The sequence below is a fragment of the uncultured Shewanella sp. genome, from assembly GCF_947495455.1.
In the GTDB taxonomy this organism is placed as follows: domain Bacteria; phylum Pseudomonadota; class Gammaproteobacteria; order Enterobacterales; family Shewanellaceae; genus Shewanella.
Genome location: NZ_CANLZC010000048.1, coordinates 23,076 through 40,520, shown reverse-complemented (window position 1 = coordinate 40,520; position 17,445 = coordinate 23,076). Strand labels below are relative to the sequence as shown.

The 17,445-nt window shown below is 39.2% G+C and carries 14 protein-coding genes and 5 tRNA genes; 6 read left to right on the top strand and 13 right to left on the bottom strand.

The features are described from left to right. Positions 1-265 precede the first annotated feature (265 nt). From Q0791_RS13595 to Q0791_RS13570, 6 genes are all read right to left on the bottom strand, one after another. Positions 266-351 (bottom strand) — tRNA-Leu (locus Q0791_RS13595). A gap of 143 nt (positions 352-494) precedes the next feature. Beyond that, positions 495-580: transfer RNA gene (locus Q0791_RS13590), tRNA-Leu, on the bottom strand. 153 nt (positions 581-733) lie between these two features. Beyond that, positions 734-819, bottom strand: a tRNA-Leu gene (locus Q0791_RS13585). A gap of 84 nt (positions 820-903) precedes the next feature. Then, positions 904-977: transfer RNA gene (locus Q0791_RS13580), tRNA-Cys, on the bottom strand. Positions 978-1,009: 32 nt separating this feature from the next. After that, positions 1,010-1,085: transfer RNA gene (locus Q0791_RS13575), tRNA-Gly, on the bottom strand. Between the two features lie 397 nt (positions 1,086-1,482). After that, positions 1,483-2,919 carry a glyceraldehyde-3-phosphate dehydrogenase gene (locus tag Q0791_RS13570; RefSeq protein WP_299007226.1) on the bottom strand — a complete coding sequence of 479 codons (1,437 nt, stop codon included), beginning with the start codon at positions 2,917-2,919 and terminating at the stop codon, positions 1,483-1,485. A gap of 643 nt (positions 2,920-3,562) precedes the next feature. Between Q0791_RS13570 and gap the strand changes: the two genes are divergently transcribed. Continuing rightward, the gene (gene gap / locus Q0791_RS13565) at positions 3,563-4,570 is read left to right on the top strand and encodes a type I glyceraldehyde-3-phosphate dehydrogenase (protein WP_299007224.1); all 1,008 of its coding nucleotides are present in this window, start codon (positions 3,563-3,565) and stop codon (positions 4,568-4,570) included. Positions 4,571-4,674: 104 nt separating this feature from the next. Here the strand turns inward: gap and Q0791_RS13560 are convergent, their stop codons facing one another. From Q0791_RS13560 to Q0791_RS13550, 3 genes are all read right to left on the bottom strand, one after another. Further along, positions 4,675-4,953 (bottom strand): hypothetical protein, encoded by a 279-nt coding sequence (locus tag Q0791_RS13560; protein WP_299007222.1) that lies wholly within the window; start codon positions 4,951-4,953, stop codon positions 4,675-4,677. 103 nt (positions 4,954-5,056) lie between these two features. Continuing rightward, positions 5,057-6,403: an FAD-binding oxidoreductase gene (locus Q0791_RS13555; RefSeq protein WP_299007220.1), complete on the bottom strand. Its 1,347-nt coding sequence runs from the start codon at positions 6,401-6,403 to the stop codon at positions 5,057-5,059. A gap of 27 nt (positions 6,404-6,430) precedes the next feature. Next, the gene (locus Q0791_RS13550) at positions 6,431-7,009 is read right to left on the bottom strand and encodes a GNAT family N-acetyltransferase (protein WP_299007218.1); all 579 of its coding nucleotides are present in this window, start codon (positions 7,007-7,009) and stop codon (positions 6,431-6,433) included. 241 nt (positions 7,010-7,250) lie between these two features. Here Q0791_RS13550 and Q0791_RS13545 point away from each other — a divergent pair, with 241 nt between their 5' ends. Together Q0791_RS13545 and Q0791_RS13540 are read left to right on the top strand one after the other, a co-directional pair. Next, positions 7,251-8,927, top strand: a complete 1,677-nt coding sequence (locus Q0791_RS13545; RefSeq protein WP_299007216.1) for a hypothetical protein — start codon at positions 7,251-7,253, stop codon at positions 8,925-8,927. A gap of 266 nt (positions 8,928-9,193) precedes the next feature. Continuing rightward, positions 9,194-11,590, top strand: coding sequence for an AAA family ATPase (locus Q0791_RS13540; RefSeq protein WP_299007214.1), 2,397 nt, complete (start codon positions 9,194-9,196; stop codon positions 11,588-11,590). A 192-nt stretch (positions 11,591-11,782) separates the two neighbouring features. Here Q0791_RS13540 and Q0791_RS13535 read toward each other — a convergent pair whose 3' ends face one another. Further along, positions 11,783-12,703 carry a manganese-dependent inorganic pyrophosphatase gene (locus Q0791_RS13535; RefSeq protein WP_299007212.1) on the bottom strand — a complete coding sequence of 307 codons (921 nt, stop codon included), beginning with the start codon at positions 12,701-12,703 and terminating at the stop codon, positions 11,783-11,785. 407 nt (positions 12,704-13,110) lie between these two features. Between Q0791_RS13535 and Q0791_RS13530 the strand changes: the two genes are divergently transcribed. From Q0791_RS13530 to Q0791_RS13520, 3 genes are all read left to right on the top strand, one after another. Then, the gene (locus tag Q0791_RS13530; protein WP_299007209.1) at positions 13,111-13,599 is read left to right on the top strand and encodes a hypothetical protein; all 489 of its coding nucleotides are present in this window, start codon (positions 13,111-13,113) and stop codon (positions 13,597-13,599) included. A gap of 398 nt (positions 13,600-13,997) precedes the next feature. Next, entirely contained in the window at positions 13,998-14,783 is a 786-nt protein-coding gene (locus Q0791_RS13525; RefSeq protein WP_299007207.1) for a hypothetical protein, read from the top strand. 12 nt (positions 14,784-14,795) lie between these two features. After that, on the top strand, positions 14,796-14,930 hold the full coding sequence (locus Q0791_RS13520) for a hypothetical protein (RefSeq protein ID WP_299007205.1): 135 nt from the start codon (positions 14,796-14,798) through the stop codon (positions 14,928-14,930). Positions 14,931-14,952: 22 nt separating this feature from the next. Here the strand turns inward: Q0791_RS13520 and Q0791_RS13515 are convergent, their stop codons facing one another. The 3 genes from Q0791_RS13515 to Q0791_RS13505 all read right to left on the bottom strand — a co-directional run bounded on the left by Q0791_RS13515 (position 14,953) and on the right by Q0791_RS13505 (position 17,388). Then, entirely contained in the window at positions 14,953-15,492 is a 540-nt protein-coding gene (locus Q0791_RS13515) for a DUF2937 family protein (protein ID WP_299007203.1), read from the bottom strand. Between the two features lie 142 nt (positions 15,493-15,634). Continuing rightward, positions 15,635-16,066, bottom strand: coding sequence for a DUF4144 family protein (locus Q0791_RS13510; protein WP_299007201.1), 432 nt, complete (start codon positions 16,064-16,066; stop codon positions 15,635-15,637). A gap of 278 nt (positions 16,067-16,344) precedes the next feature. Then, complete coding sequence (locus Q0791_RS13505) at positions 16,345-17,388, bottom strand: hypothetical protein (RefSeq protein WP_299007199.1); 1,044 nt, start codon at positions 17,386-17,388, stop codon at positions 16,345-16,347. Positions 17,389-17,445 lie beyond the last annotated feature (57 nt).

Sequence of the window (17,445 nt, the reverse complement as noted above, 5' to 3'; positions counted from 1 at the left end):
CGAATGTGAGCCACTATTTACTCAATTTGGTATCACACAATTAACAGGCACAAAAAAGCCCTAGCTTATGCTAGGGCCTTAATGGAATGGTACCCGGGCCAGACTTGAACTGGCACGCGCTCTTTATAACAAGCGTGCGAGGGATATTAAATCCCTTGTGTTCACCGATCCCATCACTCGAATGTGAGCCACTATTTACTCAATTTGGTATCACACAATTAACAGGCACAAAAAAGCCCTAGCTTATGCTAGGGCTTTAATGAGATGGTACCCGAGGCCAGACTTGAACTGGCACGCTTATTAAGCGAGGGATTTTAAATCCCTTGTGTCTACCGATTCCACCACTCGGGCAAAAATATTTTGTTCATTTATCTTAGAAGTTAAGCATTACGCTTTGCATTAATTCATATACATAGATAGCGTATCGACTGAATGAATGCCTTCTTAACCATTTTTCACGCTTAACTGTTAAACAGAACAAGCATTAATAAAAATGGTACCCGAGGCCAGACTTGAACTGGCACGCCTATTAAGCGAGGGATTTTAAATCCCTTGTGTCTACCGATTCCACCACTCGGGCAAAACTTTTTTGTTCATTTATCTTAGAAGTTAAGCATTACGCTTTGCATTAATTCATTCATATACATAGATAGCGTATAGATTGAATTAATGCCTTCTTATCCATTTTTTCCCGCATTCATTTAACTTTAAAAGTCATCGTCAATGCATAAAATGGTACCCGAGGCCAGACTTGAACTGGCACGCCTATTAAGCGAGGGATTTTAAATCCCTTGTGTCTACCGATTCCACCACTCGGGCAAAACTTTTTGAAAAATTGATGCGTATTATCGGTAGTTAATACTGCCATTGATAGTAAAATCGCTGACTCAAATTTTCTTTATTTGGAGGCGCGACCCGGAGTCGAACCGAGATCGACGGATTTGCAATCCGCAGCATAGCCATTCTGCCATCGCGCCAAATTTTATTTCAAAATAACTTAACATTATTTTGGAGCGACATATCGGGTTCGAACCGATGACCTATACCTTGGCAAGGTATCGCTCTACCAACTGAGCTAATGTCGCCTTCTTTGCTATACCTAACACAATCTAAGGTATCGATTTCAACCTTATCAACTGAGTTGATATTGCCTACTTTGTTACACCTAATCCAATTGAAGGTATCAATTTCCAACCTTACCAACTGAGTTAATGCCGCCTTTAACCTAAGCGGTTATAACTTCTAAAACTCGATGAACATAACTTATTTTGTTCACTTCGTCTTGAGTACGGGATGGCATTCTACCGATTTGTTTATCAGAGTCAATCAACAAAATGATTTTATTCTTCCGTTTGCTGCCAAATCAATCAAGCTGTTGTTTTTTTAACTTTTTTGATTAAATATAAAACGCCCCGACTAAGCGGAGCGTTTGATTTCTGAACGTTAGATTAAAAAATCTACCTTAACACTTGAAGCTAAGGTTTAAAGTTGAGGTAAAGATTGGTAATTCAGTGCCAACATTTTTTGCATCACACCCACCACTTGGCAGCTATAGCCAAACTCATTGTCATACCAAACATATAAAATAGCACGCTTACCGTCCGCAATCGTAGCTTGTGAATCTAGCACTCCCGCATAACGTGAACCGACTAAATCGCTCGAGACAATTTCGGTCGACTCAGTAAAATCAATCTGATTTTGTAATTCTGAATGCAATGCTTTATTACGTAAATAATCGTTGATATCCGCTTTATCGGTTTCAATATTTAAATTTAAACTGATAATCGCCATTGACACATTCGGCGTCGGTACACGTATCGCATTACCGGTTAGCTTGCCATCTAGCACAGGTAAGGCTTTAGCAACAGCCTTTGCTGCGCCAGTTTCAGTTATCACCATATTCAGTGGGGCGCTACGGCCTCGTCTATCCGCTTTGTGGTAATTATCAATCAAATTTTGATCATTCGTATAAGAATGGATGGTTTCCACATGACCATTCACAATTTCATATTCGTCATTCACCGCCTTTAACACTGGCGTAATAGCATTGGTTGTACAACTAGCCGCTGAGATAATCGTATCTTCAGGCAAAATATCGGCCTCATTAACGCCATAGACAATATTCTTAATCTTACCTTTTGCGGGCGCCGTTAATAAGACTTTTGCCGCCCCTTTAGATTTAAGATGTAAGCCTAATCCCGCTTCATCTTTCCAGATCCCCGTATTGTCTACAATTAGCGCATCTTCAATACCATATTGAGTATAATCAATTTCATCTGGAGAATTAGCATTAATGATTTGAATATAGGTACCATTGGCAATGATGGCATTATTTTCTTCATCTACGGATACAGAGCCGTTGAAAGGACCATGAACGGAATCACGGCGAAGTAAGCTGGCTCTTTTTTCTAAATCCCCTTTTCGTCCCCCACGCAACACTATGGCGCGTAATCGTAATTTATTACTGACACCACTTCTTTCTATTAACAAACGTGCCAATAAACGACCAATACGGCCAAATCCATAAAGCACCACATCCTTTGCTTCATCATCATGTTCTTCATTAATTGCAGGCGCTAATACATCACTCATATAAGCATCGATTTGAGCGTCATCAGAATACTCACGCCAATAGTTCACTGCCACTTTACCAATATCGACTTTACATTGTTTCACCGCTAACCGAGTCAGCGCTTCAATAAAAGGTAAACTCTCACGCAATCGCAATTTTTCTCCCACATGGTGACGCACTAAACGATGCGCTTTAATGATATCTATGGTAGAGGCATTTAATAAAGGCTTACCATAAACAACCACTTCAACACCTTGGTTACGGTATAATTTTCCTAACAAAGGCTGCATTGCCTCAGCCATTTCAAAACGTTCTTGCCAACTTTGTAGGTGTTTATCAGCGCTCATTTATAAATCCTTGATCTCATATCTCTGTGAAAACAGAACTGTTTGAGTAACAAAAAGAAAGGTGATTATTCATGTAAAAACGGCCTTATTGTAATGAAAATCCCTTTGGCTTTCTAGTCAGAAAAAATGAGTAAATATGTAATTTAATTAGCAAAAAATCAGAAATAAAGGCATTTGGGCACGCAATGTTGTAATGTTTACATCATTTCCCCCTCTTTAACGTAAAAATAGTCTCTTTAAAGGACCAATTACGCCTTTTTATTTCATGGAATAAAAATGAAATAAAACATTTTAAAGGGTATTCATATTCAAATTGACTCGATTTTGACTGGAAATCGCTTTTTTTAAACATTCCATTGATCTCAAACAACGCAAAAACAATCAAAATAGACTTTACTATAGCCAATGACTCAAAAGGATGAGACTTCAATATCACAACACCACTGGATAACGTCTCGCATACAAGAAGTAGGATTGATGCCTCTAAACTGTACTATTAAAAAGCGAAAAATGTGCTCTATGTAATAAAAAACCGTCTTTTTACCGTAAATAATGGGAAATAAGGCGATATAACTTGACGATTTCTGTCAGTTTGGTAATTTTACAACTAATTTCAGTTTACACATGACTTGAGGGATATCAAATGACTATCCGCGTTGCAATTAATGGCTATGGCCGTATCGGCCGCAATATTTTACGTGCACTTTATGAAAGTGAAAAAGATTACCCGATCCAAATTGTTGCTATCAATGATTTAGGTGATGCGTCTATTAACGCTCATTTAACCAAATATGATTCTGTTCATGGCCGTTTTAACGCCAAAGTGGAACATAGTGAAGACGCTATTTTTATTAATGAAGATAAAATCGCCACTTTTCAAGAGCGTGATCCTGCTAATCTGCCTTGGGCAGAATTGGACGTTGACGTTGTGTATGAGTGCACAGGCATTTTCACTTCTAAAGAAGCTGTTCAGCCTCACCTCAATGCTGGCGCTAAGAAAGTTATTATTTCTGCACCAGGTAAAAATGTCGACGCCACTGTCGTTTATGGCGTGAATAATGATGAAATCACCTCTGACATGACGGTGATTTCAAATGCTTCATGCACCACTAACTGTTTAGCGCCATTCGCTAAACCACTTAATGATGAAATTGGCATCGAATCAGGTCTGATGACGACCATTCACGCTTATACTAACGATCAACGTCTTTCTGACGTCTATCATAATGATCTTCGTCGTGCCCGTGCTGCCGCAGCATCCATGATCCCAACACAAACTGGCGCAGCTGCCGCTGTTGGCTTAGTGGTGCCTGAACTCAAAGGCAAATTTGATGGCCTAGCCGTTCGCGTTCCAACGATTAATGTGTCACTAGTTGATCTCTCTTTTATTGCTGCACGCGATACAAGTGTTGAAGAAATCAATGCTATTATTGAAAAAGCAGCGCAAAGCTCACCGCTAAGTGAAGTGTTAGCGGTTAATCATGAGCCATTAGTGTCTATTGATTTTAATCACAACCCTTATTCATCTAACTTTGATGCCACACAAACTCGCGTAAGCGGTCGTCTTGTGAAAGTCATGGCTTGGTATGATAATGAGTGGGGCTTTAGTAATCGTATGCTAGATAACACACTCGCATTAATGAATGCTTAGTACTAATACTCAGTACTATATGAGTACTGCATTCTAATTAATGCTTTGTCCCCAATAAAAAAACCTGTCTTTGACAGGTTTTTTTATTCGTCAATCAAGGACATTTACGCCCTTTTTATTCTCACTATTTTAAAAATATCGACATCAAAACCGGCTACTTGCTCAACATCACTGTAATATGTCATGTTCACCCGAGCACCGGCTAAACTTTTGTACTTTTGAGTACGCCGAAATTTAAAAGGCGTTTCACAGCCTGCAACCATTAACGTATGCAATACCCATTCTTCTTTTTCTCTTTGTGTATGGCTAACGACTTTCATAGCTTCAGAATGAATTAATTTGTCATGTCTGTTTAGCATTTTATCGAGTGTTGTTTTTGCCATGTTTCACTACCATTTCTCGTTGATAATATTCCATATCAAGTGCAATCAAAATAACACCTTCATCTCATCAGCTTCTTCCCAAAAGCACCTTAATCAATACCTGCTAACCCCATTTATCTTTTAACCAAGCATAATGATAATACGCCCATTGCCCCGCTCTTCTCGCTCTTGGAAAAGGAAAACTGGGTAAGGCTTGTGTGTATAGAGGCAAATCAGGCACTTTAACACCGGCAATTTGTTGAGCCAGTCGAAAAGCGGCCTGAGCACTGAATGATACTCCAGCTCCACAATATCCCAAACTGTAACCTACCCCCTTTTTTTCATAAACATGGGGCATATCATCCATGGCTGCAGCTATCCACCCCGTCCAACTATATGCAATATTGGTGGATGCTAGATGTGGAAAGCATCGCAACATAGCCAAGTATAAGCGCTGCAAGTATTCTGACTTATGGGCATCTTTACCGTAAATAGCCCCTCGGCCACCAAATAATAATCGATTATCAGGCAGTAAACGATAATAATATTTTAAAATACGAGTATCCATCGCCACCTGGTGGGTCTTCAGCCCCGATAAGGCTAATTGCTCTTGCGTTAAGGGCTCTGTCACAAAAACCTGGCTTAAAATCGGTAAAAAGTGATTATCAACACGGTAATTAAAACGCTTAGGCGTATAAGCATTACCCACAGTGATGACTTTTCTCGCCGTTAACTCACCCTTATCTGTTAATAAACGATGCTTTCCTTGCTCTTCTATCCATTGCAGCACACATGCATTTTCAAATAAGGGCACCTTTTGACTTTGAAGCAGTTTTTTATAGCCTAATAGTAATTTAAACGGATTAATCCCAAAGCCGTCATTTAACCTTAATGCACCATAAGCTTGTTTATGATCCATAAACTCTGTCGATAATTGCTCACGAGAAATAAAGGTCGCATCCTCACCTAAATGCTCGCTAATAAAGTTAGCGGCCCCCTTTAGCTGCGCCATGGCCTTTTCATTGTGTGCAATCTTGAGATAGCCTTTTTGTTGTGGCTCACACGCAATATGATTATCTTGAATAAGCGCATCGACTCGAGACACGGCGTCACTGAATTCTCGATAAATACCTTTTGCCGTATCCACATCCCAACGTTTAGCCATTTGTTGATAACCTAAACGTCCCGATCCTTTCAATACAAAGCCGGCATTACATGCACTGGCACCAAAGCCCACTTGATTGGCTTCTAAAACACAAGCGTCAATTGAAAAAATATTAGCAAGATAATATGCCGTCAATAACCCAGTATATCCTCCACCAATAATGGCAACTTCAGTTTGCTGTGTACCGACTAAACTTGGGCGCGCAGAAGGTAATGCTTGCGTACTCGCCCAGTAAGAATGAGGCGGCTCTTGATGATGAGGAAAAGACTGAACAAGGGGATCAAAATTAACATGATGCGTCGACATAAAACGATAACTCCCAAAACAATCGACTCAAAAACGTAAAATCATTTCGCATGCGCTACACTGGCATGGTGAACCACATAAGACACATTCATAATCGGCATATTCCACAGGATCGCTCCATCGCTTCAAATGAGTCGCGACTAATTCCCCGCCAGCTTTCGTAAAATACTTCACTGCTGCATTATTAGGACTTTGTTGCCAAAGATGGCTTATTCCGCCCAAGCCACCTTGTTTTTTAACAGCCTGAATTGCCGCCGCCAATAATCGTCCTCCCCCCCCTTGTCCCTGAAAATCTGGCGCAATGGTATTGCATTTAAAATAACATAAATCTTGAACACGCATTCTCCATTGCTTAGGAGAACACCATTGATCGATTTGCCATTGTTCAGGCGCGTAAGTTAATCTAAACCCCACTAACGTCCTTGCTTGATATAATACAAAACTGGCATTAATCCCTGCTTTAATGCCCATGTTTCTCATTGTCATTAAACTTGATTCTGTTAAATAACCTTCCCCATGTACCTTATTACCTAATGATATTACAGCAGGGAAATCTTCTATTTCTAATGGCTTAATGACCGACTCTATAGCTAATCTTTGACTCACTTTTACACCTTTTAACAACAAACGCCATAAGCTTAATCATCACATATTGGAAACTCAATATAAATCAAAAGCACTTTTGAATTACATAAAAATGATAAAAGTATCCCCAAAAAAGCTAAAAACACATCAATCAATATCTAAAAGCGCAAAATTCATGCAAATAAGCTTTATTAATGCTCTCGCTATATGTAGATTACTATCGATAAATGTAAACAACAATTATAAAATGGAGAGCTTCCTCTTGCTAAAACCCACATTGATTTCCCTTGTCTTGGTTAGCTTGTTAAATGCTTGCTCACAACCAGAAAGCCATTCCCCCACTCTCACAGAAGCGAGCAATACACAAATAGCCCAAGATTACCAACATATGCTGAATCGTTTTGTTGATGTCGATATGCACACCGATTTATCCGCGCTTTCAAAACAAGATATTCAAGTCCTCAAAAAGTTAATCCAAGTCGCCGATATTTTAGATGTGATCTATCTAAAACAAACTTATGAAAATAATGCACAGATCCGCAAAGCCATTATCGATTCAAACAGCCCACATCAGTCCACTTTATTGTCCTTATTTGATTTACATTATGGCCCTTGGGATACCTTAGAGGCAGATAAGCCATTTTTTGGTGACACCAAGCGGCCTGATGGCGCGGGAGTCTACCCAGTAGATATGACTCGAGAAGAATTTAATCAATGGATCGCCGCCCATCCAGAAGATGAAGCAGCATTTAAAAGTGGCTATACTGTCATTGTTCGTGAGGGCGATAAACTCAAAGCCATTCCCTATAGCCAATATTACGCCACAGAACTTCAAGCAGCGGCGAAATTAATGCAAGAAGCCGCCGCTTTAACACATGATAAAAGTTTGCGAATATTTTTATTAAAGCGCGCGGATGCCTTTTTAAATGATCAATACCGTGACTCAGAAATGGCTTGGATGGATTTAACTGGTCAGCTGGAAGTCGCTATTGGGCCTTATGAAACCTATACGGATAAACTCTTTGGTTACAAAACATTTTTTGAGGCCTTTATCACTGTCAGAAACCCCGAAGATAGTGCCAAACTGGCGGTTTACAAAAAGTACTTAACGCAGATGGAACTCAATCTTCCCATTCAAGACCAATACAAGAACTTACAACGTGGTTCTGAATCGCCAATTTCTGTGGTGGATCAGATTGCAGGAGGTGGCGATAACAAACCTGGCGTGCAAACTGTGGCTTTTAACTTGCCCAATGATGAATATGTTAGAGAAGTCAAAGGCAGCAAAAAAGTCATGTTGAAGAATGTACTCAATGCAAAATATCAAGCTATTATGCAGCCTATTTCTTCACTCATCATTAGTAAAGAGCAACAGCCGTTATTAATGGAAAAATACTTTTTCAATGAAACCTTATTCCATGAGCTCTCCCACGGATTAGGCCCAGGTACACTCACGCTAAATGGTCGTGAAACCAGTGTGAGCGAAGAGTTAAAAGAAACCTACTCTAAAATAGAAGAAGGCAAAGCAGATGTTATGGGGGCCTATAACATGCTGTTCTTAATGGATAAAGGCGAATTACCTAAAACTGAACGCCAAAATATGTTAGTCACTTATTTTGCTGGGCTTTTCCGTTCAATGCGATTTGGTATTCATGAGGCTCACGGTGCTGGCGCGGCATTTCAATATAATTTCTTCAAAGAAAAGCAAGCCTTTACTTTTGATAAACAGACACAGACTTATAAAGTTAACTTTGTTGAATTAGAAATGGCCATCAGCGATCTCGTTAAGGAGATCACTATGATCCAAGCGCTGGGAGATTATCAAGCGGCCAAAGCCTTTTTAGCCAAATACGCCGTACTTGATGATGACGTCGCCAGTATCAATCAAAAAATGGCCAGTATTCCAACCGATATTAAACCCCATTACCCAAAACTGTAATGACAAAGTAACATCATAAAAAGTATTCCGGTCACATTCTGTGGCCGCGATACTTCTTCTCCCTTGATTTAACTAGTCATCATCATTGCGATTACTTACATCATTACGATCACTTTCAAAAACGGATTAAATACACCTTAATCTGTACAAAAAACACCCTAAAAGCCATTATTTTTATTAATAATTGTGAAAAATGACCATTTAGTGCAGAAATGAAATCACTAAGGGTATAGAGTAGAAAAAAATATGCCTTAAGAGGACGCATTATGCCTATAACCCCTCTCAGCAGTGAGCAGCTGTATCGCCGCTCTGAACTCAAAGCACTCGATGTCAATTGCACATCCACTAAACAGTTAGCCCCCTTAGATGAAATTGTCGGTCAAGCCCGTGCTCAGCACGCCGTTGAATTTGCGCTATCGATGAAAGAGAAAGGCTATAATATTTACGCATTGGGCCGAAATGGTCTAGGCAAGCGCACCATGATCTTGCGCCATCTCAATAAACAGCATCAATTAGAAAGCGATACCATAGATGATAACACCGCTTTATATGATTGGTGCTATGTGGTGAATTTTGAAGATGCAAGGCAGCCTAAGGTATTGATGTTGCCTTCACAAATGGGTCCAAAGTTTAAAAAAGACATTGAAAAGCTCATGCAAAAATTGCTAAAAGCACTGCCTTTAGCATTTGATAATGAAATGTATTATTCACGGGCCGATAAACTTAAAAATGAACTCGCTTCAAAGCAAGAGCAAGCCATTATCGCCCTCACAGAAGATGCGAAAAAACTCGGTGTCAGTTTAACCATTTCAGCAAAAGGAAACTATGAACTGGTAGCTCTGAATGGGGAAGAACCTCATACAGAAGAGTCTTACAGTCAGCTGAGTCAAGCAAAACAAGCAAAATTGCAAACCATCATCAGTAAACTGGAAGCCAAATTAAGAGGCTTAATCAGAAAAATCACCGTTTGGGAAGAAGAGTACACTGAAAAACAACAAAAACATGATGAACAAGTGGCAGAGGATGTTTTAGAACACAATTTTCATAAATTACTTGAAAAATACATCGCATTACCGCAAGTAAAACAATATTTAACGGCAATGCAAAAAGACATACTGGATAATCTGGATATTTTTCTTGAAGAAAATGAAGAACAAATCGCCTTGGCTTACGCCGCATTGAGTAAAAAAATGCCTCGGCGGTATCAAGTCAATATCTTAGTCTCACAAGAAAAAAAGACCCCTCCCATCATTGTTGAAGACAGCCCCAATTACCATACCTTGTTTGGTTATGTAGAAAATGCCACCTATAAAGGCACCGTTATCACGGATTTTTCATTCATTCGCCCAGGTAGCTTACATAAAGCCAATGGTGGTGTATTAATGCTTGATGCGGTAAAAGTACTTGAACACCCCTATGTTTGGGATGGTCTCAAACGCGCATTGCGTTCCAAAAAACTCAGCATGAGCTCACTTGAAAAAGAAGTAACCTTATCCGGCGCAATCTCGCTAGATCCTGAAGCCGTTCCATTAAATGTTAAAATTATTTTGTTTGGCGATCATCGCACATATCAATTGCTACAAAGTTTCGATCCTGAATTTTGTGAATTGTTTAAAGTGACGGCCGATTTTGAAGATAAAATGCCTCGCACGCCACAATCTGAACACCATTATGCACAATTTATCTCCAGTATTGTTCACAGCAATAAAATGCGACATTGCGATCGTGCCGCCATTGCTAGGATTATCGAATTTAGTGCAAGACAAGCGGACAATCAAAATGAACTCTCCTTACACTCAGTTGATATTGCTAACTTACTCAGAGAAGCCAATTATTGCGCTCGCAGTGTAAAGTCAACACTCATTCGCGTAAGCCATGTTGAACAAGCTTTGCAAAATAAGGAACTAAGAATTTGTCGAGCCAAAGATGAGTTTATGCAAAGTTTCATTAATGGCTCCACTTTATTGGATACACAAGGCAAAACCATAGGCCAAGTCAATGCCTTATCTGTCATGTCCACGTCCGATCACCTCTTTGGTGCACCGAGCAGGATCACAGCAACCACTTCTTTTGGCGAAGGTAAAGTCTTTGATATTGAAAGAAAAGTAGAATTAAGCGGCAGTATTCATTCAAAAGGTGTGATGATTTTAACCGCCTTTATCGCTTCCATTCTGGGTAAAACAGATAAAATCCCACTCTCAATCCACCTCACCTTTGAACAATCCTATGCGGGTGTCGATGGTGACAGTGCCACCATGGCTGAGCTGTGTACCATATTGTCTTCCATCTCAGAGTTGCCCTTACGTCAAGATATCGCAATTACAGGCTCAATGAATCAGTTTGGTGAATCCCAGCCTATAGGTGGGGTTAATGAAAAAATTGAAGGCTTTTTCGATGTTTGCCAAATAAAAGGAGTAAAGCCCACCCAAGGGGTCATTATTCCCCATGCAAACATTCACAATTTAATGTTAAGAAAAGACATCATAGACGCCGTGAAAAAGGGACACTTTCACATTTGGGCCATTAAACATGTCAACCAAGCCATTGAACTGTTAATGGATACCCCAATGGGTAAACCCAATGAGAAAGACCATTATTCGGCAAACTCTGTCTTAGGTTTAGCCCAAGCTAAATTAACTAAATTACGAACGAATACTCAATAAGTGAACTGCAAACCTAAAACCTAAAACCTAATACCTAATACCTAATAAAAGACAATGCCAGTCAGTAAAACTGACTGGCATTATTGATTCTGTCGCTATACGTCTTCGATAATATACTGCAATACTCTTACAACACAGCCACAAAGCAGTTAGCACAAATAAAGATTAAAGACGCTTAAGATAACGCTTCTATCAAGCAAACACGGCTTGCAATGGCGGCACAACTTGTTTTTTGCGGCTTAATACACCATCTAGCCAAACTTTGTCTTCAATCAAACCTTTATTATAAGCTTTCTCAATGAGCGACGCATCATCACTGCTCACCAGTAATTCTGAGCCTTCTTTCATAATATCGGTCAACAACAATAGCACACTGTGGCGCTCACCTTCCTCTTTTAAGGCGGCAATATCCGCTTCCAAGTCGGCTTTTAAGTCATCAAAAACGGATAAATCAATAACTTCTAATTGACCAATTCCCACTTTATGGCCATTCATGTTAAAGTCTTTGAAATCACGCATCACCAAATCACGCACAGGTGTGCCTTCGACGGCAGATTTGACTTTAAACATCTCCATTCCCAGTGCTTTGAAATCCTCAACTTCAGCAATTTCAGCTAAGGCTTCAACACAACGAATATCTGCAGTGGTACAGGTTGGTGATTTAAAAATCACAGTGTCGCTTAAAATTGCACACATCATAATGCCTGCAATGGCTTTTGGAATGGCAACATTATGAAAATCATACATCATTTTTATAATAGTGTTACTACAGCCCACTGGGCGGATCCAACATTCTAGCGGTGTCGATGTCGTTAAATCCCCTAACTTATGATGATCAACAATACCCACAATGGTCGCATCGGCAATATCATCAGGCGCTTGAGTCACTTCAGAGTGATCCACAATATACACTTTTTCGCCAGCATAACTGAGTTTGAGCTCTGGCGCGTCAAAACCAAATTTATCTAAAATAAACGCAGTTTCTGGCGATAACTCCCCCAAACGCGCTGCAATGGAATCTTCACCAATCTGATTTCTCAAATAGGTTAAAGCGATCGCACCACAAATAGAATCTGAGTCTGGAATTTTATGGCCCACAACATAAACTGACATATACACATCTCTCCTGTAATTTTCTCTATTTTAACAAAAGTCAAAAAGCGGCGAAATACTCTTACCCTCAATGATGATTAAATTATACTCATAAAAGAGACTTTCTTCGTTAAAAGACAAAAAATCTCGATAATTGACTCAATCTTGCACTGTTTGCACGATATGGCGCCGCGCCGATGACTTTCCAATTGACTCTTCAACAAAGCAGGTTTGACCACTTTTAAAAAGAAATGCTAAAAAGTGATAGTGAAATAGCGGTAATAACACAATAATCTGTATCGATTAAATAATCTTATTTACAATAGGTTTAGTTAACTTACAAGGCGTTAATTTGATCTTAAAATAGACAAAAATAAGCCGTATTTAATCCAAACTATCATTTTAATTTTTACATGCAATGGAAAACTATGCCGACTCTTTCACTTATTCACCCAAGAGTGACCATATCTCAAGATCAATTAAACACCTCAGAGCAAACCACTAAAGATGTGTCTTTAGGCAAACAACGGCTCACCGCCTTCATTAGAGGTGATATTGATAATGTGACTCAGCTTGGATGCTTTGAAAAATCCTTTGACCGAATATTCTGTGACAGCAAAAAAGACAATGCAATGAATGTCATTGATGCCATGGTTGATCTTGAATTTACCGATAAAACTCACAGTGCAACTCAGCAAGTTATTGCCATGGAACATAATTTTAAACAATTAAAAGAACTTGCTGGAGAGGGAAATAGTGCACTATTTCAAATCAAAAGAAATGAAGTGGATAGTCATACCACCTTCATTGTCGACGGACAGATCATTGCTAAGGTCAACGCCGTTTGTGGCGGCTTTGAAAACAGTCTAGATTTATCAGCCTCCGGCGCTTGGGTTGCTGAAGAGCTATCATTTTAATCTTATTCCAATAAGTTTCAGTTTTTACGTAATACATAAATAACCTGAATTCGGGATAAGCAGCGCCGCTTAATAGCACTATTCTTGCCCCTATCTGTGTTGTGCTTTCTACTAATAGCTTACTATTAGATACGAAATCACGCCTTGATATCGACAAAAATTGCAGTATTAAGCCAAGTTCGACAATAAAGAATGACCCAATTTCATTCAATTTTATAATATTAAATGGGTTACCTCACATTTTTGACACTCATTATCCCGAGTTCAGGTTAAATAACGGATACGTAAAAGCTTTACATTAATTGACATTAAAAATATTACTTTGATATAAATCTGGAAGCATTCATTAGCACAAAAATACAATAATACCAATATCATTTTATCTTTGAGCACAAATAATGAGTATATTCACGAATGTCACCTTGCATATGTCACATTACGCCCCTGATCTTCAAGATATTTCAATCGGAAAAGAAAGAGCCAAAGCATTACTAAACGGAGACATAGACAAAGCCACTAAACTGACGGTACTTGAAAAAGCCTTTGACACGATTTTCTGCCACAGTAAAAAACAACAGGCATTAAATGCAATAAAAGAAATGAATGTGTTCAGTAAAGTCAATACCGACGATCCTGATGGAGAAATACTCAATAAGCTAAGCCATAATCTAAAAGAGCTTCAAGAACTCACCGATCCCCGTACAAATATGCAAAGAATTGAACAAGCTAATCAGTATTTTGAGGGTGATGAGTATCTATCATTACAAGATATTGCTAATAACACTAGCCATCCAGACAGACTCAAAAAACTCAATGAAAAGTTCGAAGCGTTACGGGAATTAGCGGGTCAAGGTGCTATCGGTGAATTTCATAAACGCGAAGATCATCATAATGTGACAACCTCTTTCTATATGGCCAATATCCTCATTGCTAAAATCAATGCCGTTAAGGGTGAAATGCAAGTACATGATATAGGTAATGGTAATCAAGTTCTCAAAAAAGACGCTATAAACAAACCGGTTGAGCTTCCTATTCATAATCTAGAGTTAACCTCCACAAACGCTAAAGAGATTAAAGAACTTGAGGAAGATATTAAAATGCTTAATGAGGACAATGATGAAAATAATCATATTAATGATGTTACCTTTCAACCATCATCATTAAACCCAAGTAACATGATATGAATGATACCCGTAATGCCTGAACTGAAAATGTCGGATTCAGGTATCACAGGTATCACAGGTATCACAGGTATCACAGGTATCACAGGTATCACAGGTATCACAGGTATTACAATAATCCAGTCATTAACCTGCTATGATTTCAAGTGAGTGACTGTGTCATCTTATCAAATTAAATAGGCCTTCTTCTTCGTGCCGGGCCAAAAACCATACGTTTTAATAAAGCCAATGTTTGCCACATCAAGATTAGCAAACATTCAGCCCCAGCCGCCAGCAGGCCCCCGGCCATTAAACCAAGCACAATCGCTTGCTTATTTAATACGATAGAATAAGTATATTGGGCTAATACTTGGGTTTTAATATCCAACATAGGATCAAAGACAAACTGCAGATAAGGACTGTATATATTCGCAGAAAAGCGCTGCCAAGCCGTTGATAATGCAATTTGCCGCTGCATGAGAGCTTCCACATTCTTGCCCGCATCACTAAACACGGGATCCTCATTATTCTGATAATATGCGATCAGCTTATCCAAACTGCCACCAAAGTAGCGATCGGCATCACCTTGAAAGGCACTTAAACTCAATTTAGATTCGGTGAGTTGTGATTGTAAACGTTTACCATATTGATCCACAACACTGGGCGCTTGTATACCCACCAGCACACCTGCCATAAAGAGTATTAAACGCAAATATTCAATGATCTTTTTCATTTTAATCCACTGTTATCGGCCAAGTATATTTATCATACGATATAAGAGCGTCAATTGGGAACAGAATATGAAAAGACAGGCTCCTGTCATTAAGCGCCCTATTATGAAACGCAGAGCATAACATTTTGCCCACACCAGAAGGCTATAGGCTTTCCACTCGATTAAGGTCGTAAACAATATGAATAAGCTGGCGATAAGTATTTGCATCGATTTTTGCACTGCAGCTTTGTTGCACTAAACAGGCATTTTTTCTTACTAAAGCTAACAATTCGGCGAACAAAAAGATCCTATTGGTGGCAAACAAAACTAATTGACCGTCACTTTCTATCATATGATAAAGCTGGCCACTGGCATCAATCAGTTTATCTTCTCCTGCTATCAAAGTTGGCGCCTCATCACAATACGCCAACCAAGCGGCTTCATCTGCAATATAAACCAGTTCATCATCACCTTGATAGCAAACCAGCACAGGCCATTGAAGTTCCGCCAGCTGCACATCAACACCGAGGGTATCACAAGGGGTATTGATAGAGTGAGTGTCTTGCTTAAAATCACTCAATACTGATAATTTCATTGGTGAATGCATCGTCAGAACAAAAGGGAAAACTGAAGTCTTAAATGCAGTTTACCACTATTAAACCACTTTCTAAATACCTGAATCTCACTGGAACAATATTAAATATTGAGGATCTCTTTTCTGGTAAACTTAGCAAATAACCTTTCCTATTCGGCACGCTTAAAGTAGGACGAACTGAACGAAAGAGCCACCTTTATTATCCTTACATCATTTAAATTTAATCAATGAAATACGTCAATGGTGACTCAATCAAACAAATACTCTTTCAATCACGACTATATGTAACTCACACCTAACTCGGCAAGATAAATTTTTGCATAAGGCTCAATATCATCGGGAGCATGATTCACTTGCACAACACTGATAAAATAATACTTATTTTTATATTGAAATAGCTTTGCTCCCCTGAGTAAAATCGAGTCTTCATAAATGATTTTCTCATCATTTTTCGCCTTAAGCGTAAAACGCGTATAGTTCTCCGAAAATCCATTAGTATGGATAGTAAAAGGCAATGTCGAGTTCATATCAATACCTTGTTTTGCGCCAAATGTCGCCACCTCAAAAGGCCTTAACTGCATATTCACTTTATTGAAAAAACCTAAGGCATTAAGCTCTTCAAGGGGCAATGTTCCCATGATATGCCGAGCGTGATGATCCAGCGACACCACTAAATTGTCTCCTTTTTGATGTAAATTCAAAGAATGCTGCATATTAACATCACTTAAGGTTTCATAAGAAGGTGCTGAATGTTGTTGATCATGGTGAGGGAAATTCAATGACACAGGTTGCCCGGTTTCAGTGTTCACCGCATGCCAAGAATGCGCCATGGGGATCACATCTTTTGTTAAATCAAATACAGGCACTTTAGGTTCAATAACGGGCATAAACGCTTTCAATTCATCGTTACTCCACCAGGCCACAAAAATCAAAATAGCGGCAGAGCCAGTGACTCTTAATGCTCCAATCGTCAATGAAGCATTATGGATCCCGCCTAGAAATCGATAAAGTATTGAAGAAACAGCAATGCCTAAAAAAATCGCAATAATAGGTGGCGGCACTAGAATTGGCTCTTTTAAATACCATAGCACGGTCAGTACAGGTGCTAACAACAAGGTCATGACAATGGCAATAATCACCACAATATCTTCTGCAGATAAGGCTTTTCTGCGTTTATGATAAAAAGGCGCTTGATGAGAAATCGATTGCTCTTCCCCTCCTTGCTCCTTCTTCATTTTTTTAACCGCTGAAAAATCCTCCTGACTTTCCATTAAGTCAATCGGCGTTGAATGAACTTGATTAAGCTTGCTTGCATTAGCCATGACTTTTCATTCCTTTTTTCATTCCTTTGTATGATTCCATTATTGCGCTTAAGAGCG